18 protein-coding genes and 1 pseudogene are annotated in these 21,863 nt (G+C 56.7%); 7 read left to right on the top strand and 12 right to left on the bottom strand.

Annotated elements, in window-relative coordinates:
- Positions 1 to 91: 91 nt before the first annotated feature.
- Positions 92 to 937: an NADPH-dependent oxidoreductase gene (locus CRO62_RS01425; RefSeq protein ID WP_097098892.1), complete on the bottom strand. Its 846-nt coding sequence runs from the start codon at positions 935 to 937 to the stop codon at positions 92 to 94.
- Positions 938 to 1,329: 392 nt separating this feature from the next.
- Here CRO62_RS01425 and CRO62_RS01420 point away from each other — a divergent pair, with 392 nt between their 5' ends.
- Genes CRO62_RS01420 through CRO62_RS01405 form a run of 4 tightly spaced genes read left to right on the top strand, consistent with a single transcriptional unit; the run spans position 1,330 to position 5,698 of the window.
- Positions 1,330 to 2,937 carry an ABC transporter substrate-binding protein gene (locus CRO62_RS01420; protein WP_097098891.1) on the top strand — a complete coding sequence of 536 codons (1,608 nt, stop codon included), beginning with the start codon at positions 1,330 to 1,332 and terminating at the stop codon, positions 2,935 to 2,937.
- Between the two features lie 40 nt (positions 2,938 to 2,977).
- A complete protein-coding gene (locus tag CRO62_RS01415) occupies positions 2,978 to 4,069 on the top strand; it encodes a rhodanese-like domain-containing protein (RefSeq protein WP_097098890.1) in 1,092 nt (363 codons plus the stop codon).
- 47 nt (positions 4,070 to 4,116) lie between these two features.
- Positions 4,117 to 5,370: an acyl-CoA dehydrogenase family protein gene (locus CRO62_RS01410; RefSeq protein ID WP_097098889.1), complete on the top strand. Its 1,254-nt coding sequence runs from the start codon at positions 4,117 to 4,119 to the stop codon at positions 5,368 to 5,370.
- Positions 5,371 to 5,422: 52 nt separating this feature from the next.
- Positions 5,423 to 5,698 (top strand): hypothetical protein, encoded by a 276-nt coding sequence (locus CRO62_RS01405; RefSeq protein WP_323455428.1) that lies wholly within the window; start codon positions 5,423 to 5,425, stop codon positions 5,696 to 5,698.
- A 100-nt stretch (positions 5,699 to 5,798) separates the two neighbouring features.
- On the opposite strand, the gene CRO62_RS01400 is transcribed toward CRO62_RS01405, so the two are convergent.
- A complete protein-coding gene (locus tag CRO62_RS01400; RefSeq protein ID WP_143242039.1) occupies positions 5,799 to 6,119 on the bottom strand; it encodes an ArsR/SmtB family transcription factor in 321 nt (106 codons plus the stop codon).
- Between the two features lie 478 nt (positions 6,120 to 6,597).
- On the opposite strand from CRO62_RS01400, the gene CRO62_RS01395 reads away from it, so the two are divergent.
- The 3 genes from CRO62_RS01395 to CRO62_RS01380 all read left to right on the top strand — a co-directional run bounded on the left by CRO62_RS01395 (position 6,598) and on the right by CRO62_RS01380 (position 9,054).
- Positions 6,598 to 7,557, top strand: a complete 960-nt coding sequence (locus tag CRO62_RS01395) for a helix-turn-helix domain-containing protein (protein ID WP_097098888.1) — start codon at positions 6,598 to 6,600, stop codon at positions 7,555 to 7,557.
- 546 nt (positions 7,558 to 8,103) lie between these two features.
- Complete coding sequence (locus CRO62_RS01385; RefSeq protein ID WP_097098886.1) at positions 8,104 to 8,640, top strand: NUDIX hydrolase; 537 nt, start codon at positions 8,104 to 8,106, stop codon at positions 8,638 to 8,640.
- Between the two features lie 207 nt (positions 8,641 to 8,847).
- Positions 8,848 to 9,054 carry a hypothetical protein gene (locus tag CRO62_RS01380; RefSeq protein WP_097098885.1) on the top strand — a complete coding sequence of 69 codons (207 nt, stop codon included), beginning with the start codon at positions 8,848 to 8,850 and terminating at the stop codon, positions 9,052 to 9,054.
- 342 nt (positions 9,055 to 9,396) lie between these two features.
- Here the strand turns inward: CRO62_RS01380 and CRO62_RS01375 are convergent, their stop codons facing one another.
- From CRO62_RS01375 to CRO62_RS01335, 10 genes and pseudogenes are all read right to left on the bottom strand, one after another.
- Entirely contained in the window at positions 9,397 to 12,543 is a 3,147-nt protein-coding gene (locus CRO62_RS01375; RefSeq protein ID WP_097098884.1) for a response regulator, read from the bottom strand.
- A gap of 214 nt (positions 12,544 to 12,757) precedes the next feature.
- Positions 12,758 to 12,988, bottom strand: a pseudogene (locus CRO62_RS01370) (hypothetical protein); the annotation flags it as partial.
- Positions 12,989 to 13,326: 338 nt separating this feature from the next.
- Positions 13,327 to 13,575, bottom strand: coding sequence for a hypothetical protein (locus CRO62_RS26980; protein WP_143539372.1), 249 nt, complete (start codon positions 13,573 to 13,575; stop codon positions 13,327 to 13,329).
- Positions 13,576 to 13,791: 216 nt separating this feature from the next.
- Complete coding sequence (locus tag CRO62_RS01365; protein WP_323455427.1) at positions 13,792 to 14,751, bottom strand: FecR family protein; 960 nt, start codon at positions 14,749 to 14,751, stop codon at positions 13,792 to 13,794.
- 59 nt (positions 14,752 to 14,810) lie between these two features.
- Positions 14,811 to 15,353 (bottom strand): RNA polymerase sigma factor, encoded by a 543-nt coding sequence (locus CRO62_RS01360; protein ID WP_097098882.1) that lies wholly within the window; start codon positions 15,351 to 15,353, stop codon positions 14,811 to 14,813.
- Positions 15,354 to 15,714: 361 nt separating this feature from the next.
- Positions 15,715 to 16,509 (bottom strand): ABC transporter ATP-binding protein, encoded by a 795-nt coding sequence (locus tag CRO62_RS01355; RefSeq protein WP_097098881.1) that lies wholly within the window; start codon positions 16,507 to 16,509, stop codon positions 15,715 to 15,717.
- Positions 16,502 to 17,476 (bottom strand): FecCD family ABC transporter permease, encoded by a 975-nt coding sequence (locus CRO62_RS01350; RefSeq protein ID WP_097098880.1) that lies wholly within the window; start codon positions 17,474 to 17,476, stop codon positions 16,502 to 16,504. Before CRO62_RS01350 ends, CRO62_RS01355 begins: the two co-directional genes overlap by 8 nt.
- Positions 17,473 to 18,522 (bottom strand): FecCD family ABC transporter permease, encoded by a 1,050-nt coding sequence (locus tag CRO62_RS01345; RefSeq protein WP_097098879.1) that lies wholly within the window; start codon positions 18,520 to 18,522, stop codon positions 17,473 to 17,475. The genes CRO62_RS01350 and CRO62_RS01345 overlap by 4 nt, the downstream gene beginning before the upstream one ends.
- Positions 18,519 to 19,439: an iron-siderophore ABC transporter substrate-binding protein gene (locus tag CRO62_RS01340; protein ID WP_080863809.1), complete on the bottom strand. Its 921-nt coding sequence runs from the start codon at positions 19,437 to 19,439 to the stop codon at positions 18,519 to 18,521. Before CRO62_RS01340 ends, CRO62_RS01345 begins: the two co-directional genes overlap by 4 nt.
- 53 nt (positions 19,440 to 19,492) lie before the next feature.
- Positions 19,493 to 21,862 (bottom strand): TonB-dependent receptor, encoded by a 2,370-nt coding sequence (locus CRO62_RS01335; RefSeq protein ID WP_323455426.1) that lies wholly within the window; start codon positions 21,860 to 21,862, stop codon positions 19,493 to 19,495.
- Position 21,863: the final 1 nt, after the last annotated feature.

The following is a 21,863-nucleotide window of genomic DNA, read 5'->3' as shown; positions in this document are numbered from 1 at the left end:
ATCGGTCGTTGTTGGTGCAGAATTATGGGTCGATGGCGTGCTGGTAACCGTTACTGCCAGACGCCTTGTTGTTCGGCAGTTGCCATAAGCGTTATTTGATGCCGAACCCAAGGCGACGCAATGTCTGGCTCAGTTCCGCGCGACCCTTGAGCGCCGCGGCGTTCTCGACACGCTGGGAAATGGGTGCTGTCCAGCCGTTTTGCGGTAGGCCCTGTTTTTCCTGGAACGTCTTCAAGACCGTGTCATAAGAATCAAGATCATCCCGTGCGGCCTCCGAATAGGTTTCATGAAACAGGATGGACGACTGGGGCAGGCGCGGTTTGACGTCGGTCTTCACGGTCGGGTCGGGATAACCAACGGTGAGGCCAAAGACGGCAATCGTTTCGGGAGGCAGGTTCAGTTCACGGGATACATCCTCCGGTCTGTTACGAATGCCGCCAACGTAGCAGGAGCCAAGACCGAGTGAATCGATGGCGGCAACCGCGTTCTGCGCGGCCAGCGCCGCATCGATGGCACCAATGAGGAAACTTTCCAGATAATCCAGCCCTTCTCCGCTGTTACCGTGGTTTGAAGCGACCGTTCGCAGCCGCTTCAGGTCGATAAGCCAGATGAGGAAAACAGGCGCTTCTCTGATGTGGCCATTACCACCCGTGAAGTCTGCCAGACGCGCCTTGCGATCCTTGTCTTGAACCGCCACGACACTCCACGCCTGCAGATTGGACGAGGTGGGCGCAGATTGGGCGGCGGCGACCAGAAGTTCCAGGCTGCCTTTCGGAAGTGCTGTGGAAAGGTAGGCGCGCGCAGTTCGGTGGTTCAGCAATGCGTCGATGGTGTCGTTCCAGAAAGGCGGGGAGAAAGCGGCGGTTTGCACTCCGTAACGGGCCTCGATCCGCTGCTTTGGGATGTCACGTGTGGCAATCGGGCTGGACAGGGTCATTCTACGAAACTCCATTGCGTTGGAAGCGGAGGTGGGCCAGATGAACACCGGGAAGGCGGCAAAATGCTGTTACTTGATATGCCTTGCCAGATCCCGTGCCGAGCAATGTCTTACTCATTGGCAATTTGTCAGCGAAAGAACATTCCATGCGAGCTTCCGAACGCTTGCAGCCAAAATTTCCATTTATCTCGCCATGCGGCGAAGGAGCGCAACGGCGATCCAAGGCAATCCTATAATCAGCACAAATTTTGATGCCTGGTTGCATACGTATTGAAATAAAATTTCGCAAGAAATGTTTACTTTGGCACTCGAGAAGAATTTTCTTCTTAGGAACATGCCGCTTTGCCCTGATGCTTTGACTATCGAAACGACGTTTTCAAACGGGGATCTTCATGACGATAAGACGCCGCCAGTTCAACAAAATGCTTCTTCTGGCAACGGCAGGCACAGCCCTGCCTGGCTCGTTATTTGCTGCAAACAGCGATGCGAGCCGGCCTGTGTCCGGCGGCACACTCAAGCTGCTATATCGTGTCGATCCCGGCAACGCGCTTTTCGCCATCAACACTTCATCAGGCACAGGGCAGGCAATCGGCCCCAAGATCGTTGAAGGTCTTCTGACATTCGATTTCGACCTCAATCCGCAGCCCTTGCTGGCAACGGAATGGTCCGTTTCGGATGATCACCTGCGCTATACGTTCAAACTCCGGCCGAATGTGAAATGGCATGACGGTGAGGATTTCACCTCGGAAGACGTCGCGTTTTCAATTCTTCGTCTGAAGGAAGCTCATCCGCGTGGCCGGATCACTTACCAGAACGTCCAATCGGTGGAAACGCCCGATCCCCTGACAGCCATTATCGTTCTGTCCAAACCCGCGCCGTTCCTGATCGCCGCGCAATCGAGTTCGGAATCTCCGATCGTACCGAAGCATATTTTCGAAAAGCTGAAGCCTGCCGATGGCCAGACACTGCAGACCGCTATTGGCACGGGTCCCTTCAAGCTAACGGAATGGACGCCAGGCAGTCATCTGATATTCGAACGAAACCCCGACTATTGGGACGCAGGCAAACCTTATCTCGATCGCATCATTCTGCGCATCATCACCGATCCCGCCGCGCGCGCGGTGGCACTGGAGACGGGGGAAGTCGATATTGGCGACAATCCAGTGCCGCTGGCAGACCTCGAGCGATTGAAGCAGAACCCCGATCTCGTTCTGGACACGAACACCTATGCTTATGCCGGGCCGCAGCAGCAGTTGTTCTTCAACTACGATAATGAAGTTTTCCGCAAGAAGGATGTGCGTCTGGCCATTGCGAAGGCGATCAACCTCGATGAAATCGTCAATGTAGCGCTCTTCGGTTATGCACAGGTATCGCCAAGCCCCGTCAGCACCGCGCTGTCGAACTGGTATGACGCATCCGTCAAGGCCCATGCCTATGATCCGGCGCAGGCGGAAAAACTACTCGATGCGGCGGGATATCCCCGCAAGAAAGACGGCAAACGTTTTCCTGTGCGGTTGACCTACAATTCCTATCTGACGCCCGGCTTTGCCGATGTCCTTCGCAGCCAGCTTGAAAAGATCGGCATTGCCGTCGAAATCCGCAAATACGACCTGCCGACCTATCTGAAGACGGTCTACACGGACCGCGCCTTTGATCTTGTCGTGGAATCCCTCTCCAACACGTTCGATCCGTCGCTCGGTATTCAGCGTGCCTATTGGAGCAAGAATTTCAAGATCGGACTGCCCTTTTCCAACGCGGCCAACTACGCCAATCCGGAGGCGGATGCGCTTCTGGAGGCGGCGGCCATCGAGCCCGATGCGAAGAAGCGCTGGGTGACCTGGAGCAGATTCCAGCATCTCATTCATGACGACGTCGCCTCCGTCGATCTCGTTGCAGCGGGAAGCCAGATCGTCGCGCACAAGCGGGTCAAGAACTACGTCACCGGTGCGCAGGGTCTCAACTGGAGCTTCGGCGATCTCTGGCTCGACCCACCTGCCTGAAACCCACATCTGAAACCAGGATTTACCAAGAGGATACACGATGTCTGTGCATGCTGTGACCAAAGACCGTCTGATCGAATGGCTGAGAGATGGCAAGGAACTTGCCGTTCTTGACATTCGCTCCGCAGGGGAGGTGGGGTATGCTTCGCCGCTGTTTGCGACCAACCTTCCGGCTGAAAGGCTGGATACGGAAATCGACCGCTTCATTCCGCGCCCTGCCGTGCGGACGGTTCTTGTTGATGACGGGGAGGGCAGTGCCGAGCGGGCGGCGGAACGGCTTGCCGCCAGGGGATGGAGCGATATTCATTTTCTCCGTGGTGGGATCCCGGCGTGGATCGAGGGCGGCCTTGACGCCCTGCCGACATTCGATATTCCCGGCGTTCCTTTCGTCCAGAAGGTGAGAAGTGAAAAGAACACGCCAGTGGTTTTCGCCCGTGAACTGAAGGCGTGGCAGGAAGCCGGCGAGGATGTTGTCGTCATCGACACCCGCACGATAGCGGAGTATGAAAAGGCGCACGTGCCGGGCGCCATCGGCGTACCCGGTGCCGAACTTCTGCTGCGTTTTTCCGACCTCGTGCCATCACCCGACACAAGGGTTGTCGTTTCCTGCGCGGGCCTTCCCCGCGCTATCCTCGGGGCGCAGACATTGATCGACGCCGGTGTTGAAAACGATGTCAGTTATTTGCACGATGGGACGCGCGGCTGGACAGATGACGGGTTTGAACTGGAAACGGGGCGTTCACGGGCCTATCCGCTTGCCAGCGACAACGCGAAAGATGCCGCAAGGGCGCGCCTGGCGACACTCTCCCACAATGACGAACTGCTGTTTATCGATCGGGCAACAGCCGAAACGTGGCGGCGTGACACGAGCCGAACGACTTATTTTCTCGACGTTCGAACGCCGGAAGAGTTCGCGGCGTCCCATCTGCAAGGTTCGATTTCGTCAGAAGGCGGGCAGCTTCTTGGTGTTGCCTATCGCACAATTGCCGTGCGCGGAGCGCGGGTCATTCTCGTGGACGACCTGCTCGGTGCACGCGCCAGGGTCGTGGCGCATTGGCTGCAACGTCGCGGTTTCGAAATCGCTCTTCATCTGCACGACTTCGAACAGGGTGTCGAAGCGGCAGCCGCTTAGGCCCCGGCCGGGTAATCGCCGGACTGCTCCATAGACAGGAACTTCCAATGACCAATGCCATCCATGCCTGGGGTTCTGCGCCCAGCAAACGCTTTGACGCGATCGCCGAGAGATTTCGGGGAATTTTTTCCGAAATTGGCGAAGATTCAATACGACACGATCTGGAACGCGAGCTTCGTTTCGACGACTATGAAGCTTTGAAAAAGGCTGGCTTTTCCAGACTGCGCCTGCCGGAGAAATTTGGTGGTCTGGGCCTGACGCTTCCTGAGCTTTTTGGCTTGATCATTGAACTCGCGCAGGCGGATCCCAACCTCACCAATGCCTATCGCAGCCACCTTGGCTTTACGGAAGATCTGCTCAATGCAGCACCCTCGCCATGGCGGGATGCGTGGCTGGAGCGGATCGGGCGTGGCGAAACCATTGGCAGCGGCTTTTCGGAAATTGGGGATGCCAAACTTGGAACGTATTCCACTCAGCTCGCCCGGGATGGCGGCGGCTGGCGGCTGAATGGCGAGAAATATTATACGACCGGCTCGCTCTATGCCGACTGGATCACGCTCGGAGCCGTGGATGGCGATGGCGTACCGGTTGGTGCGCTTGTTCCCACAAAGGCCGAAGGCGTCGAGATCCTCAACGACTGGGATGGTTTTGGGCAGGCGCTGACGGCAAGCGGCACGGCGCGTTTTACGGACGTGGCGATTTCCGAAGACCTGATCAAGCCCAGCGCTCTTCGCTTCAGCTATTCGGGTGGCTTTTTCCAGCTCGTCCATCTGGCCTCGCTTGCCGGTATTGGCCGTGCGGCCGCTTTGGAAATCGCCCGCCATGTGGCAGAGCGCAAACGGATCTATCAACGCAGTAACGCCGCGCGTTTTTCCGAAGACCCACAGGTGCTGCAGGTCGTGGGGAGGATCAGAGGAGCGGCCTATAGCGCCGGCGCCATTGTTTTAAAAGCGGCAGAAGCCCTGCAGGCTGCCTATGATGCCAACCTGTCTGGAGACGAGGAGCGCATTGCATCTGCGAACCGTGACGCGGAGCTGGAGGTCAGCCAGTCGGTCACGGTCGTCAGCAACCTTATCCTGGATGCGTCCACTGTCCTGTTCGATGCGCTTGGCGCCTCCGCTGCAAAACGCAGCCATGGTCTTGATCGTCACTGGCGAAACGCCCGCACGATAACCTCGCACAATCCCCGTATCTATCACGACCGTATCGTTGGAGATTTCGCCGTGAACGGCGTCTCACCAGCGCCGAATGGGGGAGTAGGGATAGCACGGCAAACGGAGAAGGAAAAATCCGAAGCATGATCAAAACATGCGATACGTACTATCTATCGTCGCAGATGATAGGAGTAGGAACATGGTCACATCCGTCAGAAAAACGTCTGCAACCTCTCTGCCCGGGTTGAACCCGGCGGCCATTGCCGATGTCGTCGAGGTCGCAGTCGCAGTCGCAGTCGCTGGCCTCGTCGCGGAAGCGCACGTTCGCCTCGCGCCGCTTTCGGTTGGCAAGTCCGTCAAGCTCAGTCAGTGCGCCGGTCTTCCCGCGCCCATCGATCTCGATGAAGGAAGGCGTAGAGTTGCCGATCTCGCGCTAGCGTTTCGCCGAATTCCCGCCGCGTGTTTTGCCACGTAACCACATGGCAACACCACTCGGTATGGGCTTTGGCAATAGCCGCTTTTCCAGTCCTCACAGGCCATCCATAACGTTGCCGGCTTCATGTGCCGGCGCGAATTTATCTCCCGCTTGGCGCCGCAGCCGGAGACACAGGCGGCTGCTCGCGGAAAATCGCTTCCAAAGTAGCTAAAATACGCCGCACGGCATCGGAATGGCTGAAATAGTAGATCACCTGCGCGTCACGGCGGGTTTGTACGACGTTTGCATTGCGCAGCTTGGCGAGGTGTTGCGACAAGGCTGATTGGCTGAGGCCAACCCGATGTGCCAACTCACCAACCGGCATTTCGGCCTCAACGAGAATCCGCAGTATTGCGAGCCTTTTCGGGTTTTCCATCGCCGCTAAAAGCTTGGAGGCCGAAATAATTGATTGCTCATCCAGACATCTCTGTATCAAATCCGTATCCAAACCACTTTATGTCGCGGACGTTTAGGCCGTAATCCTTGGCTAAGCCATTCGACGTGAACGTTTTAGAGGTTTAGAGCCGCGACCGGTAAGGGGCCAATGTTTATAATTAAGAATAGTCGAAAACTCTCACTCTCAAAAGGCGCGTGAAGCCGATGAGCCACCTGTAAAGTGCAGGTATGTTTCTGAGGTGCAATTTTTTTGCGACTATTGCCGTCGTACCGGACAAATGTCCTCTGAACCGTCCGCTAGGACGTCGAGAACGTCTTCGGCAACGCAGATTGCAAGCATGACTGATTACGACCGAATTGGAGCGATACCGTCGGTTGACCGACCGATCTAAATGATGCCGCACCGGTCGGTATTATAGGGACCTATGATGCCATTTCAGGTGATTTGAATTGGTACCTAATGCGCTTTTTATCACGTCAACCTATGTTGGGATGTGTGGGAAATGTCGGACGGGCTGTACAAAAAGCTCAAGATCTCGTCGAGAGATATTGGGGAAGTCGAAGAGTACCTGAGTGAGGCCTATGCCCCCGTCGCTGTCATGCCACTGGGCTCACACGACAACTACGGGGTCACCGGTCATCTCGCCGTGATCGATGAAGTATTCTTCGAATGGTCGGCGACGATAGGCTCGTATCGCGTTACTCCCATTGCGATGTTCGACGCTGTTCTGTTTAATTTCGCGAGCAAGGGAGCAACAGAATATGACTTCCGGGGTGAAAGGCTATCGATTGCGGCTAATCAGGTCATTGGCTACCGGCACGCCGACAGTGTGGATGTCCTTGATGGTAGCGAACATTCAACAGTCGTAATCTCAGACGCTCTATTATCAAGACGCATGTCGATATTGCTCGATCGGCCTGTGGTTCAGCCGATCGAATTTAGCAAACGCGCTCTGGATCATGGCAGTCTCGAAGGACTTCCGGCTCTTGTCCAAATGCTGAACGGTTCACCATTACAAGGAATTGCCAGGTCATTGAATAAGCAGTCCCCGAGTATGGGTAATCTGATCGTTGACAGTTTTCTTCTAAACTATCCGAACAACTACACGCAAAAACTTGAGGCGCCTGTGCCCGTCATTGCTCCACGACAGGTCCGTCGAGCGATTGATTATATCCATGCGCACCCAGCGGCCAGAAGCTCTCCTGAACTCTTGGCGGGCCTGAGCGGGGTCAGTGTTCGTTCTTTGCAGTATTCCTTTTTGAACTGCGTGGGACAAACAATCAGTGAGTATCAGCTTGCTCTGCGCCTTCAAAAAGCTCGCGACGAGATCTATCGGAATAAGGATCGGTCCGTAAAGGAGATTTCTCAGATGTGGGGATTTGCAACCCAAAGTGCCTTCACCCAGAGCTTCAAAAAAGCATTTGGGGTCAGCCCATCTCAACACCGGAAGGGCGAACTTTAGGCGCTGGATCGTCCATGGCCTCTATGGGCCTGAACGTTAGGCGATAAAGTGCCGCAGAGCTTTTTGACGCTGAGTGGATTTCACGAAGTTTCTCTAGGCGCAATTTGGCGCGGATAGTCCGACATCATTCGTATCGTGCGGCAAAAGGTCACCTTGCAGGTAACACGATCCTCGCCCAGATAAGCATCATGCAAAAGACCATGAAAACCCTATTTTTCAGGCTTACTGATCAGGCACGTTCCCTAACCCGGAGCTGGCAGCACTGAACCTTTAACGCCGCCATAGACCCAGCCGCTCCGGGAACCACGCAATTAACAGTGCGGTTCGTTTCGCGTCGCTCGCGCGAGATGTCCATGGAGCGTATTTTATGTCCCTCTTTCGCCCCCTTCCAATCTGCCCTGCCTGCAACCGTCAGCTGCCGGGTGCCGCCGCCCGGTGCCCTTGGTGTGAAGCGTCTGTTCCGCTGAGAGCCGAACGCCACCCTCATCTTTGCAAGCGCAACGAGTTTCGACTGCCCTTTCGCTGGCTCGCGGAGGGTGCAGGACAATGACGCGCGCGACGACAACAAGCCGTATCGTCTCGTCACCTGTTGATAGAGGCGAGTTGCAGCAGGTCGGAGTACTTCCCTCGCGGATCGGGCGCGACGGCGAGCGCAAGGTGCTGCTTGTCACGGACCGTGGGCGCGAGCGCTGGATCGTGCCCAATGGCTCGCTCGTGAAAGAATGTCCGCCCTTCGTTACAGCCTCTCGACATGCGTTCAAAGTGGCAGGGATTATTGGGAATATTTCCCCGGTTCCGGTGATGACTTACAGATATATCAAGGCCATCAACGGTGGTCCTCAGCTTGTCTGCTGCGTCACGATATTCGGTATGAACGTGCACGGCACTTTGACCCACTGGCGCGAAAAAGCGCATCGAAAAAGACGATGGTTTTCCCCACAAGCGGCGGCGGACAGGCTGGATGATATCGCGCTGGCCGACTTTGTACGGAAGCTCGAAGAGGAGCCGGGGTGCTTCCACACCCGCCGTCGCTCTGGCCGTCTGATCCTGGGATTGAGCGAGCCGCAAAGTTCTGGTGTCTGACATGGCGACGATGGACCTTACGGGTTTCGCGCTCACGATGCGTTACGTCTTTCCTATCCGAAGGGTTAGTGCCGGACGCTGATTGCCTGGCGCCGATAGTTGCGATCGCGACATTGGCGTCAGGATTTTCGCAACCCGACACTAAAACTGCGGAGCAAATCTGGCCGCCTGTGCCAAGGCATTGCCCGCATCCAGAAAGAAGCAGTCATGACTTTCAGATATACCCACACCCTTCCCATCAGCGGCCCCAACAAGTTGCCTCGCTTCAAGCGGTGGGCAGCCGAACACATTCCCGGCGTTGCGGTCTCTCTGCCGCCCCAGGTGCCGGTTAAGAGCGAAGCTCTAACGGTGCGATTGAAATCGGTTGAGGATCGCAACACGCTGATCGCGAAATTGGAGGGCGTCAGCTTGTAGTGATCTCGTCCCCGCGGCGAACGGCTGCTCCAGTATCGACCTGGTGGTGTTATATGCCACACGGCTCTTGTCGATCGGACTATGCCGTACGCCGAGGAGGCGTCGACTTTCGCTATAAAACGAACGGCGCATTACCCGGCGAAAGGCGAGGTGGCCTCGCTCGCCCAGGGGCCATCTGGGTATCTCCACAGATCCAGCCCCACAATCGTGATGACCCGGTGGTCAACAGGGCGGGTGAGACGGGATAGTCAACCTCGAGCGAGTGACCGGCACGCCATCGCCAAACAGCGCGATGGCAAATGTCGTTACACCCATGCGCACGCCATTCCAGCGAAACTGAGGTCACATGGTCTGATGGGCCTTACCCAACACCTGTCGCAGCCCGTCGATAGTGAAAGGCTTGGATAACTGCTGCGCATCGGCAATACCCGAGGCTGTCTTGGCGTTGTCGTCGCCGCTTGCAAAAACGATCCGCACGTTTGGCCAGCGTTCCCGTACCTGCCTTGCAAGTTCGATCCCGGACATGCCGGGCAAACCGACATCTGTCAGCAACATGTCGATCCTGTTGGTTTCAAGAACGCCAAGGGCATCTTCCGCTGAGTTGGCCTCATGCACCGTGTGACCGAGCTCCTCTACCATGTCGACCGTCGACATCAGGATAAGCGGCTCATCCTCAACGATGAGGACATGCGGTTTTGCCGACACCGTTGGGCAGCTATCACGCGGCTCCGGTTCCGGCTTCGGCTCGGGTGCAAGCGCCGGCTTCTGGCGCTCCGTCCGTTGCAAGGCAATCATGTGTTGCTGCGCGTTGTTCAGAACGTGGCGGACTTTGCGGGCCAGTGCCTCGCGCGTGTAGGGTTTGGACAGCAAATCGACACCAGCGTCCAACCGGCCGCCGTGGACGATCGAATTTTCGGTGTAACCTGAGGTAAATAATACGGCCATGCCTGGGAACTGAGCCTTGGCCTTCCTCGCAAGATCTGTGCTGCGCATCGGGCCCGGCATCACGACGTCCGTGAACAGCAGGTCGATCTGAACGCCACTGCTGACGATGGCGAATGCGGACTGTGCATCGTGAGCCTTGAGGACGCGGTAACCAAGGTCAGTCAGCAGCGCCACCGATGTTTCCCTAACGCCGTCATCGTCCTCAACCACGAGAACAGTTTCCGTGCCGCCCGTCACCGCAATGGCCTTTGGATCGCTCAGGCTGTCTTCGGCCTGCATCGTGCGCGGCATATAGAGCTTCATGGTCGTCCCATGCCCCACCTCGCTGTAAATTTTGAGGTGGCCTCCGGACTGCTTCAGAAAACCGTAAACCATCGACAAACCGAGGCCGCTTCCCTTCCCGTCCGTTTTCGTGCTGAAGAACGGTTCTAGGACAAGTTCGATGATATCCGGTGATATTCCTGACCCCGTATCGGTCACTGCAACGAGTACATATTGTCCGGGACGGACATCGTCGTGCGAACGGGCGTAATCGTCGTCGAGAACCGCATTTCCGGTCTCGATGGTCAATCGTCCGCGACCCTCCATCGCGTCCCTCGAATTGATTGCCAGGTTCAGGATGGCGTTCTCCAACTGACTCGGATCGATCAGCGTATTCCACAGGCCGCCGGAGACAACGGTTTCGAGTTCTATCTCTTCGCCCAGTGCCCGGCGCAGCATATCGTCCATATTCTGGATGAGTTTTCGAACATTGACGACTTTGGGCTCAAGCGGCTGACGGCGGCCGAAGGCCAAAAGCTGCGATGCCAGCTTTGCGCCGCGAGCGACACCGGCCAAGGCATTATGCAGGCGTTGTTCTGCCCGCCTATTGCCGTCGATATCTTTGGTGAGAAGCTGCAGGTTGCCGCTCACGACCTGGAGAAGATTGTTAAAGTCGTGCGCCACGCCGCCTGTGAGGTTGCCCAGCGCTTCCATCTTTTGCGCCTGTCTCAAAGCGATCTGTGCGGTTTCGCGCTCGACAGTTTCTTTCTCAAGCTTCAGAAGCGTGGTTCTCAGTTCAAGAGTGCGTTGCTCGACCTTTTCCTCAAGGGTGTGGTTAAGGCTCTGAAGCTGATCCTCAGCACGCTTTTGGTCCGTGACATCGAAGCCGTCAACGAAGATACCGGTAACCGATCCGTTGAGATCAAAAATTGGCTGGTAGATCAGATGTACGAAGCGCTCATCCGGCTGCTCCTTGCCATTCCGTTCCAGGAAAACAGGCACATAGCGACCTATGTAAGGTTTGCCCGATCGAAAAACACCGTCGAGCAATTCGAAGAAACCCTGCCCGGCAATCTCAGGAAGCGCGTCTCTAACGCTGAGGCCAAGGAGCTTGCGATGCCCGACAAGTTGCTTATAGGCATCGTTGACCAGCTCGAATGTGTGTTCAGGCCCCCTGAGGATGCACATGAAACTTGGGGCTTGCTGGAACAGGACGCGCATCCGATCCCGCTCCGCGGTCCGAAGTTCCACTTCCGACGAGAGTTGACGATTGAGTTGCTCGAGTGCCAGCGCTGCTTTTTCCCGGATCTCAGCAGCCTCTGCAAGCGCCGTTGCCCGTCGACGTTCTGTTTCAAACGCTTCAGCGCTCGCCAAACGCGAGGTAATCTGGCCGGCAATCAATTTAAGGAAATCCAGATAATCGTCGCTGACCGCCCGGTGCGGATTGAGCCCGCTGATCATTACCCCCTTGGGTTGGTCGCTGGCTTGTCCGACCAAAGGAATGACCGCAGCCTGAGATGGCGCTCTTTGCCAAGGCCCCGAAGGAACGACGTCTGTGGCCGAGAACTTTATCAGCTCCACGGCCTGTTTTTGCCAGGCGCTTTCAAGGTTCCAGATGCCCACACCACGGTTGATTGTTACCGGCAATAAAGCGTCGGCTTCAGCTGCGCCGCAAACCCACCGGCGCCTCGCATTGCCATTGTCGTCAAAAACGTAAAGTGCGCAGAAGGGAAGGTCCTGAGGGTTGTCGCTAAGCGCCTCGCGTGAAGCGTTGAAGACTTCGACCTCGCTGTCGGCCACGGCGAGGCCAGACGCCAGGGCACGCATGGTTGCAAGGCGGCGTTCACTGATGACCCGCTCGGTTTCTTCCGTGACCGCGCAGAAGACGCCCTCGACCTTGCCACTATCTCCGATCAGCGGACTGTAAGAGAAGGTATGATACGTCTCCTCCGGATACCCGTCGCGTTCGAGCAGCAAGAGCAGCGCTCGGTCCCACGTCGCCTCTCCGCTTGAATAGACGGTTTCCAAGCGCCCTTTGATATCATTCCAGATTTCAGACCATAAAATCTTTGTCGGCACAGCAAGCGCGTTGGGGTGCTTATTTCCCAAGGTCGGCCTATAGGCGTCGTTATAGAAAAAGGCGATGTCTGGACCCCAGCCGAGCCACATTTCAAATTTTGAGGTGAGCAACAGCCGAATTGCGACCTTCAGCGCTTCGGGCCATTCGTCCGGACAACCAAGTGAAGTCTCCGCCCAATCATGGCGCCGCATCATCTGCGCCATCTCTCCATCACCAACAAATATGTCCCGATACCGGTCCGAAATTAATGCCATTCCACTTCCATCCCAATAAAGCAGATCCTACGTAGAACATTAACAACGCTTCGCTGGCCAGCTGGTTCTAGATCGATGTCAGCTTTTGTATGGGGTGGGAGGCATTTGAAATTGAGCAAAGGCACATCACAACCTGAATGGAGTACAGAGGAGCTCAGGCGTGCAGTTCTGCCGTCAACTCGGCTTCGATCCCACAGGCCTGACTGATCATCGTCCAGTCGATATGGCCATTCAGAAGCGGGGGCGATTTCCGGTAGATGATCAAACTGGCCATATAAGGCCGTATATTCTCCAACACTCGTCTGGATGCGATGGGAGCGATGCGAAGCTCGTAGAGCTCTGAAATTTTCCGCTGAAAATGACGTGATGAAAGGTCGTGTTTCGTCATGCTCATTCCGTTTCTCTCGACACCAATGCCGAGAGCGAGCGGAAATAGGGGGCGCCCGTTAACAAAATATGTTTAGGGCAAGTGGTTAGCTGTCGATCGCTGCCTCTTGAATGGAGAGCTGCAGATTGTGGTGCTGAGCGATAGACGGGCTTGCAATAGCTCATTTATGGCATTTTGAGTTATAGAGAGGGATTCTATAACTCATGGAGTGGAACTGGCAAAACTTCAGGTACAACACCGCAGATCGGTGCACTGACGCGTACGGGCGAGCGTCGGCATACCCGATCGCTGTCATTGCAGAAATAAATTGCTGCTAGTGCAATGAACTCCACTAACGTCATTATCTAGGTGAACGATTGTTCGATTCCGCTCAAGAGCCGCACCTTAGATCGAGCCCCGTCATTTCTTCGGGGAGGCTTTAACCTTCTGTTGAAACAAGCGCCTTTGGCGTTCGAGCGCAGAGCATTGCGGGCATTTTTGGCCACGATGCACAGCTCGAACCATTCTGGATCAAAGCAGTCACCGCACCACTGAATGGTTCCGGCGAATTCGGGATCTTCATAGCCCGCATCGGTCGGCAGGTTCGAGCTCATCGCGGTAAATACCGTCGCAAATGTTAAGGCGACGCTAGCGGTAAGGGCTTGACTTGTTTGCAAACTCGCAATGAGGGTGAAGTCATTATCGGCGCCGATCGCAACTCCAGCCGATTTTCATTTCATCTCAATAAAACAAACCTTTTGAGGGAGCGATAATAGGGTCGCATAAAAAGGGTGCGGCCCTAGCGTTTTTGTACCCAAGACATTTAAAGATCAGGACGTTACGACAATGACGGGGCCAATCCTGTATGTTTGGATATTAAGGGCGGTGCGCAGGAAGTTTAGCGCACTCTCTGTATCGCTAACGGAGAGCGTGCCGCTGACGATACGTCGAGCGGTCGCTTCGTTCCCGATGACAATGCGCCCTCGAAAATGCCGCTGTATTTCCTCGATAACGTAGGAGAGCGGCACGTTGTCTACGGTGAGCCGGCCCTGACGCCAGGCGAGAGCCGTAGCTGCATCCGTTTTCCGGATCGTGCTTTCGCCTGTCTCGTTCAGGTGAAGCATTTCTTCACCTTCCCCGAGTTTCACCGGGATGCCTCCCTCAGTCTTGAACTCTACCATGACGGAATGTTCCGTTACGGCAACGCGCGTGTCTGTCGCGCTTTGGCGAACATCGAAAGCCGTGCCAAGGGCTGTGACCAGCGCATCCTCGGTGCTGACGGAGAACGGACGGTTCGCATCCGGGGCTACCTGGAAGAAGGCCTGCCCGCGCAGGAGCCGAACCGTTCTTCGTTCGCTGGTGAAATCGAGTGCGATTGCCGACTGCGCGTTCAATTGGACCCGGGAGCCATCTTCCAGCGTGACTTCCGGCATTTCGTCGGCGCTGGACATGACATCCGCGCTCAGACGCATGGGGCCATCTAGGGCAATGAAGAGTGCGCCGGCCGAAATGATTGCCACAATTGAAGAGATGATCGCGTTGCGCCCACGCGGTGAACTCTCAACCGGCATATCACTAAGCCCGGCATCGGAGCGGATCGCAGTTCTCGCTTCGCCAAGAATGCGCTTTGCAGCCGTGTAGGCCCGACAGTTCTCCTGATCCAGCTCCATCCAGCGATGGAACTCCGCCCGCTCCGTCTCGGGCTGCTCGGGGTCGCGGTTGCGAAAGACCCAGTCGGCTGCATCTCTGTTTCGCTTGCGCTGATCGCGCGTCAGACGTCTACGTTGCACGGAACGCTCCAATTATGCTCTCCAATGTGTAGACGAATGAACTGCCTAGATTAGGATGTTTACTCCATTTCGAAAAGGCGGTCGAGGCAATGGCTGAGCGCACGTCTGAGATGCCGGTCGACCATGTTGCGCGAAATTTTCAACTTGGAGGCGATCTGGTCGGGCGTGAGATGATGCAGCCTGTGCAGCACGAATGCCGTCCTCCGTTTTTCCGGCAGGTCGGCAATGGCCTGTTTCAGTATCGCCAGTCGCGCCTCGACGTCCAGCCCCTGGTCGGGAGCGCAGTCCGTCGCGATCATCCCTCTTGCATCCTCGTCCGAACCGGAGAAAAGCCGGGACTCGAATTGCTCGCGTCTGATCCGATCGATCCGCATGTTGGAAGCGGCGCGGCACAGAAAGGCTTTTATCGATCGCTTGCCGGAGAGCGCATCCGGTTGCAGTGCAAGCTTTACGTAGAGATCGTGAACAATTTCCCGCGCAGCTCCGTCTGAACGGTTGCGTCCACCCACCGCCTTGATGATGTCGCTGTAGTGCTCAACGATCGCCCTGTTCAGCAGGTCGGTTCCGCTACTCTCATTGAGGCTGGCCGTCGACATCCGCATCGCTTTCCTGATCCTCCGCAAGTTGCAATATGCGACAACTAAAGGGCGGATACGGAGCGCAAACTGGAGCTCCTTGGCGTTCGTCCGAACCTTGTCATCATCCGGCAATGGAGTTTTTTTCCCATCGTTGCCGCTGAGGAATTTCTAATGGCGAGGAAAAAGCGATGCAAGTGCAATGATTTACGGTCTATGGCGACAAGAAACCCTTTCCCGTTAAAAAGAAGACAGTTTTTATCATGTTTATGTCTGGATTCATTACATCTTTTAGCTTGGGTGCGAATGCGTAGCGATGAGAGAAGCAGCATTGCAAATTACGAAAAACCTAACGAATGTTGCGGGGCCGCCACATCTTGCGGCCCGCTCAGCTGCATGACGGCACCGGGACACACATCGGCGTTCCCGAAAGCGGATCCGGCACAATGACGGCATTCACTCCGAAGACATCAAGAACATTCCTGTCCGTAATGACGGCGCTTGGGTTCCCCGAGTCAAATACCTTGCCATCCCTGATGAGAACGATTTCATCGGCGTAACGGGCAGCCTGGTTGAGATCGTGGAGAACCGCCACGATCGTGCGACCTCTATCATGAACAAGCTGCCTTATCAGTTCAAGTATTTCGATCTGGTGAGCGAGATCGAGAAAAGTCGTCGGTTCATCCAGAAGAAGAATATCCGTTTCCTGGGCGAGCGTCATCGCTATCCAGGCGCGCTGTCGCTGGCCGCCGGAGAGAGCCTCTACCGGACGGCCGGAAAGCGATGTCATGTCGGTCAGGTCGAGAGCATGGGTGCACGCATCCTCGTCACGGCTGGACCAGCGCTCGAACAGCCTGCGATGGGGATAACGTCCTTGCCGGACCAGTTCGGCGACGGACAACCCCTCTGGAGCCTGCGGCCCCTGCGTGAGAACGCCGATGTGTTTTGCTCGTTCCCGCGATGGAATTTTCCGCGTCGTTGTGCCGTCCAGAAATATCTCGCCTTTCATCGGGCTGAGAAGTCCGGCGAGTGCACGCAATATCGTGGATTTGCCGCATCCGTTTTTCCCGACGAGAACGGTGAATTGCCCGGACGGAATTTTCAGGTTCAGGTCGTCGACAATGACGGAGCCGTTATATCCAAGGGACAGATTGCGTGTCGCGAGGCGATGGTCTTCATGCATGCCGGCGGCCCTTCACAAGATAGGCAAAAAATGGAGCCCCCAGCAGGGCTGTAACGATACCGGCCGGCAGCTGGGCCGGTGCGATGACCGTGCGGCCGATAATATCAGCGACCAGCAGCAAAAGACTGCCTGTCAGAGCAGCAACCGGAATGAGGGCTTGATGGGCAGGGCCAACGATCCGTCTCGCAACATGCGGGGCGATCAGGCCGACAAACCCCACCAGCCCCACCATCGCGACGGTGGCACCCGATATCAGTGTACAGAGCAATATCAGGAATGCACGCACGAGATTGACCTTCTGCCCAAGCCCGGTCGCTACATCGTCGCCAAAACGCATGAGGTCCAGCTGCCGGTAGGAGAACCAGGTGAGAGCCAGCGGAACGGAGAGCCACAGTAAAAGGCTTTTGACCTTGGTCCAGTCAGCGCCGTAGACGCTGCCCGAAAGCCAGATCATTGCCCGCTGCACATCCATGACATTGCCGAATGCGGTCAAAAAGCTGGTTCCCGCGCCGGCCATGGCGCTGAGGCCTATGCCGACAAGGATGATCCTGAGAGAGGACGTGCCTCGTTTCCAGGCGAGCGCGTAGACGGCCGCCGCCATTGTGACGGCCCCTGCAAAGCCCGCCCAGGGCAGAACGGTTGGTGAAACATTAGCAAAAAGGATGATAACCACGCTTGCAACGAGCGCTGCCCCCGCATTGATACCCAGAACGCCGGGCTCTGCCAGGGGATTGCGCATGACGGTCTGGGAAATCGTGCCCGCCACGGCAAGTCCTGTACCGGCAAGCAGGGCCAGCATTGCTCTTGAAAGCCGGAATTCGATGACGATCATCTGCAGGTCGGGTGACGCCCCGCCGATAACCGCGTTGGCGACATCACGCCAGGCAATCGACTGGTCACCCCAGATCATGGCAGCAATGACGGCTAGAAGGTTGAGAATGATCAGAACAGTTATTGCTCGTGTCACGGCCTGCCTGCCCCCGTGCGATAACGCGCCAGCCAGAGGAAAAACGGTGCTCCGATCAGCGCCATCGTGACGCCGACGGGGAAACTCTGGTTGGCCAGGATGATCCGCCCGGTGAGATCGGCGATGACAACCATGATCGCACCGATGACGGCGCTGAAGGGAATGACCCACCGGTAATCCACGCTGATGGCCATACGAACGATATGCGGTACGACGAGGCCGACGAAGCCGACAGGCCCGACAAGTGCAACGGCGCTGCCGGAGAGGAGAATGACGATCACCACCGACAGGCTGCGCCAAAGGGCGAGGTTCTGGCCAAGCGCGGTGGCGACGTCGGTGCCAAGGCTGAGTGTCGTCAAATGACGGGCGAGCAGCAGTGAGCCGAGCAGTCCTGCAAGCCAATATGGCAGCACGGTGAAGACGTGCTCCATCGTCCGGCCGCTTAAGGAACCGACTGTCCATAAGCGCACGGCATCGAGTGTCGTCTGGTCGAAGATCAGAATTGCCGTGGTCAAAGATGTGAGGAATGTCGCCACGACGGCTCCAGCGAGCACCATGATCAGCGGGGTCGCACCCACACGGCCGATAGAGCCGATGAAGAAAACGCAGAGCGCGGCAAATGCCGCGCCACCAAAGGCATACCAGACCAGCACGTCGCCCGAAACGCCCATGATCGACAGGCCGGCGACGACCGCAAAAGCTGCGCCGGCATTGATGCCGAGAAGCCCCGGCGAAGCCAGTGGGTTTTTTGTCACCGCCTGCATGATTGCACCTGAAACGGCCAGGCCCGCACCTGCGATCATGGCCGCCGCGACGCGTGGCAAGCGCAGCAACGTTGCGACGAGATGATCACGCGAGCCGTCAAAGCGGAAGATTGCAGAGAGCACCGTCGATGGCGAAAGGGGCGCCGGGCCAGCCATTATTGCCAGCATTGCGGAAACCAGCAGGCCAGCAATGGCGAGCAGAAGCAGGACCGAGCAGAAAAATTCCGACCGGCGAGGATGTATCGGTCTTTCTGCCTTCGATAGTCTGCGAAACAATGTCACGGCCTGTCCAGCAGATATTGCTCGATGTCATCGAGGACTCTGTTTGCGGAGCCGATGCCGTTGAAGCTCATCCATGTTTCGCGCTTTACCCGGTGGGCGTTTCCGGATGCGACTGCCGGCAACATTTGCCAGAAGGGGTTGCTCGTCGTGCGGTCGGCAAGCGCATCGTCCATGGTTGTATCGTATCTGCCGGCAACGACGTAAAGCAGGATGTCCCCGTCGAGGAGGGCGAGGTCCTCCCATTCGGGTCGTTTGAAGACCGTGTTGTCCTCAGTCGTTTCATAAACGCTGCGTTTTATGCCGGCGTCACGAAGAACTGCATAGGGCGCATAGGCAGCCGGACCGTCGAGATAGACATGAAAACCGCTGGGCGTCACCCGCAATACCGATACCTTATGGGAAGCAGTCTTCTCTCTGATGGCGGCAACACGTTTTTCGTAGCTGGCCAGCATCCCTGCCGCCCCATCACTTTTTCCCGAAAGGAGCGCCAATGTGCGGAAATGGTCTTTCCAGTTCTTTGCGTCGATCAGCGCAGTCGGCGCAATCTTGGCGAAGTTCTGGTAGGATTGACCGTGCAGGGCTGCGTCTCCGACAATCAGGTCCGGCTTCAGGGCCACGATGCGCTCGAGACTGGGCTGCCGGGCTTCGCCAATATCGGAGACCGTCGCCTTGTCGGCCTTTCCTTTCAGTTCATGGTCCTGAACGGACATAAGCGGCGCGCCGACCACAGGCAGGCCGAGTTCAAGCGCCATCCCCAGATTATAGAAGGGATCGAGCACAACGATCCTGCGAGGTGTGTCCGGCACGCAGATCGGTGCGCCATACACGCCTGTCGTGAGGGAACGGCCCGAACATTGCGCCGAAGCGCCGGATGCAAAAAGTCCCATCAGCAAGATGAGAAACGATCGCAGGATCATTCATTACTCCAGAAATGGAAGCCTGCGCGGCATGGAGCCGCGCAGGAAACGCATCAGAACTTGACCTTGAGGTTCAGGCCGACACTGCGGCGCTCGCCGAGCGTGGCGGCAATATCATTGTCGTTGTAGACAAAATATTCCTCGTCCAGCAGGTTTTGCGCGAAGGCGTTGATTTCCCACCGCTCCGTTTTGTAGCCGGCCTGCAGGTTCACGATCCAACGGCTGTCGAGATAATCGTGCGGCAGGCTGCCCAGCCGTGCCAGGTAGCTCGAGGTATATTTGGCGTCTGCACCGACATAGACACCGTTATCAAACGTGTAGCGAGCGCCAAGACCCAGCGACCACTCGGGCGCTTCCGGGAATGGCAGGCCGGACAGATTGCCGTAAGTCAGATCGTTGAAGTTTTTGAACTCGGTATGGACGTAGCCAAGCGATGCGAAGGTTTCGAGGTTGTCAGTTACCTTGAACGACGGCTCGAACTCGAAGCCCCACGCTTCAGATGACGCGGCGTTGATGATGCGCCGGCTTAGCAGATCCGTCGGATCGAGCTGCATCAGAACCTGCTGGTCCGAATATTTGGTGAGGAAAACGTTTGAATTTACGGTCAGCCGGTCATCCATGAACGAGCCTTTGTAGAAAATCTCGTAGGTCGATGCCGTTTCCGGTTCGTAGTTATAGGCCGTCCGACGATAAGAATCGTAGCTCGCGCCACCTGTCCGGAAACCTTGGGAATAGGTAATTCCGACCGTCTGTGTGTCCGTCAGTTCCTTCGAAAGGCCGATTTTCGGTACGAAATTGACCTCGTTGAAGGATGCGGCATAGTCCGTCAAAACGGTCGGCCTGCCGCCAAGAGGCTGGGTCCGCACCAGATGTTGGGTTATATCCTGATCCGTATAGTCCAGCCGGCCGCCGACGGTGATTTTCCATGTCGGAACGAATTCATATGTCGCCTCTCCGAACAGGGCGGCATTGAACGATTTCTGCGTATTGTGCTGAACCTGGTTGCGGTTGACGGTGGCGGTCAGCGGAATGGTGCGATCGTAGAAATTCTTCTCATCTTCAAAAGCAAAATAGACGCCACCGACCCAGTCCCATTTGTCACCTTCATAATTGAGGCGGAGTTCCTGGGAGGCGATCCATTCCTTGTAGTAGCCATGATAGGTGTTGATTTCGCCCGGGGTTCCATAATTGACCGAGAGACGATCGGCGTCGGAATAGCTGAAGGCCGAAAGTGACGTCAGCTTCAGCTCGTCTGAAAAATCATGCGTTACCTCCAGCCCGACATTATGCACGTCGGTCGGGCGATATTCTATGTAGGCCGGAAGCAGATAATCGCCGCGTTTCTGGTCGAAGCTGAAGGGGGTGGAGCCTTTTGGGCCGCCGATATCGCGAACAGCTGGGTTGTCATGCGAAAACGAGTAGCTGAGAAGGGCGCGCGTCTCCGGCATTTCCGCCGGTTCAAACAGGACCTTGCCGCGGACCTGGTAATAAAAGTCGTGCGTGAACTCGTTGTAGTTCTCGTAACCCGCGAATGTCGGGTAGTTGATATCGTTCTTGCTGCGCTGAACTTCGCCGGAGATACGAACGGCGAGCTGATCGTCCATCAGCGGCGCATTGAACATGAAGCCGGTGCCGTAGAGATTGCCGGTGGCGATTGTGGTCGAAAGTTCCGCCTCCTTTTCGAAGGTGGGATCTTTGGTCTTGATGTAAATGGCACCAGCCATGGCAGCGCGCCCCGACAGGGTGGACTGCGGTCCGCGATAGACTTCGACCTGCTCGACATCAAACAACCCGCGTGCCCCGCGGCGCGCACCTCGCACCGTCTGTTGAACGCCGTCGATATAGAGCGTTGCAAGAGGCGCGCCGCCGGGGACAAGACCCTCGGAGCTGACACCACGAATGATGAAACCGGCGTCGGCCCAGTCGCCATCCATGACGTTTGCCATGCGGCGGAAACTGTCGCGAAAACTGTGTATCTGTCCATCGGCAATTTCCTGCGCGGTGACGATACCGATGCTCGAAGACGTGCTGGCCAGCGTCGTGGCATTGCGGGCGCCATAAATCGTGATCGCCTGCAGTACCGTCGTGCCGTCGCTGCCGACAGCATCGGTATTATTCGCGGCAACAGTGAGGACGATCTGATTTTGACCGGCGAAACGCGACTGGACGCCTGTGCCGGCAAGCACTGCGTCAAGCGCCTGTGGCGGCGTCAGATTACCGGTGGCACCGCGGGACCGTTTGCCATTGGCAACCGATCCGTCAAACATGATCTGCAGGCCGGTTTGTGTGGCTAGCTGATTGAGGGCGGAGGTAAGCGGCCCGGCGGCAATCGAAATCTGTCGTGGTGAGGCGCTTGCCTGACCGGTGCCCTGCGCTGCGGCCGGCACATGCATCGCCAGAGCAGAAACCGAAGTTGCGAGCAGC

Origin of the sequence: Rhizobium sp. AN6A (genome assembly GCF_900215635.1) — a bacterium.
Taxonomy (GTDB): Bacteria; Pseudomonadota; Alphaproteobacteria; order Rhizobiales; family Rhizobiaceae; genus Agrobacterium; species Agrobacterium tumefaciens.
This window is presented reverse-complemented; position numbering and strand designations above follow the sequence as displayed.

What these genes read in the sequence shown, in the direction of transcription:
- CRO62_RS01425 (WP_097098892.1), bottom strand. Translation starts at nt 937, where the DNA reads ATGACCCTGTCCAGCCCGATTGCCACACGTGACATCCCAAAGCAGCGG.
- CRO62_RS01420 (WP_097098891.1), top strand. Translation starts at nt 1,330, where the DNA reads ATGACGATAAGACGCCGCCAGTTCAACAAAATGCTTCTTCTGGCAACG.
- CRO62_RS01415 (WP_097098890.1), top strand. Translation starts at nt 2,978, where the DNA reads ATGTCTGTGCATGCTGTGACCAAAGACCGTCTGATCGAATGGCTGAGA.
- CRO62_RS01410 (WP_097098889.1), top strand. Translation starts at nt 4,117, where the DNA reads ATGACCAATGCCATCCATGCCTGGGGTTCTGCGCCCAGCAAACGCTTT.
- CRO62_RS01405 (WP_323455428.1), top strand. Translation starts at nt 5,423, where the DNA reads ATGGTCACATCCGTCAGAAAAACGTCTGCAACCTCTCTGCCCGGGTTG.
- CRO62_RS01395 (WP_097098888.1), top strand. Translation starts at nt 6,598, where the DNA reads ATGTCGGACGGGCTGTACAAAAAGCTCAAGATCTCGTCGAGAGATATT.
- CRO62_RS01385 (WP_097098886.1), top strand. Translation starts at nt 8,104, where the DNA reads ATGACGCGCGCGACGACAACAAGCCGTATCGTCTCGTCACCTGTTGAT.
- CRO62_RS01380 (WP_097098885.1), top strand. Translation starts at nt 8,848, where the DNA reads ATGACTTTCAGATATACCCACACCCTTCCCATCAGCGGCCCCAACAAG.
- CRO62_RS01375 (WP_097098884.1), bottom strand. Translation starts at nt 12,543, where the DNA reads ATGGCGCAGATGATGCGGCGCCATGATTGGGCGGAGACTTCACTTGGT.
- CRO62_RS26980 (WP_143539372.1), bottom strand. Translation starts at nt 13,575, where the DNA reads ATGAGCTCGAACCTGCCGACCGATGCGGGCTATGAAGATCCCGAATTC.
- CRO62_RS01360 (WP_097098882.1), bottom strand. Translation starts at nt 15,353, where the DNA reads ATGCGGATGTCGACGGCCAGCCTCAATGAGAGTAGCGGAACCGACCTG.
- CRO62_RS01355 (WP_097098881.1), bottom strand. Translation starts at nt 16,509, where the DNA reads ATGCATGAAGACCATCGCCTCGCGACACGCAATCTGTCCCTTGGATAT.
- CRO62_RS01340 (WP_080863809.1), bottom strand. Translation starts at nt 19,439, where the DNA reads ATGATCCTGCGATCGTTTCTCATCTTGCTGATGGGACTTTTTGCATCC.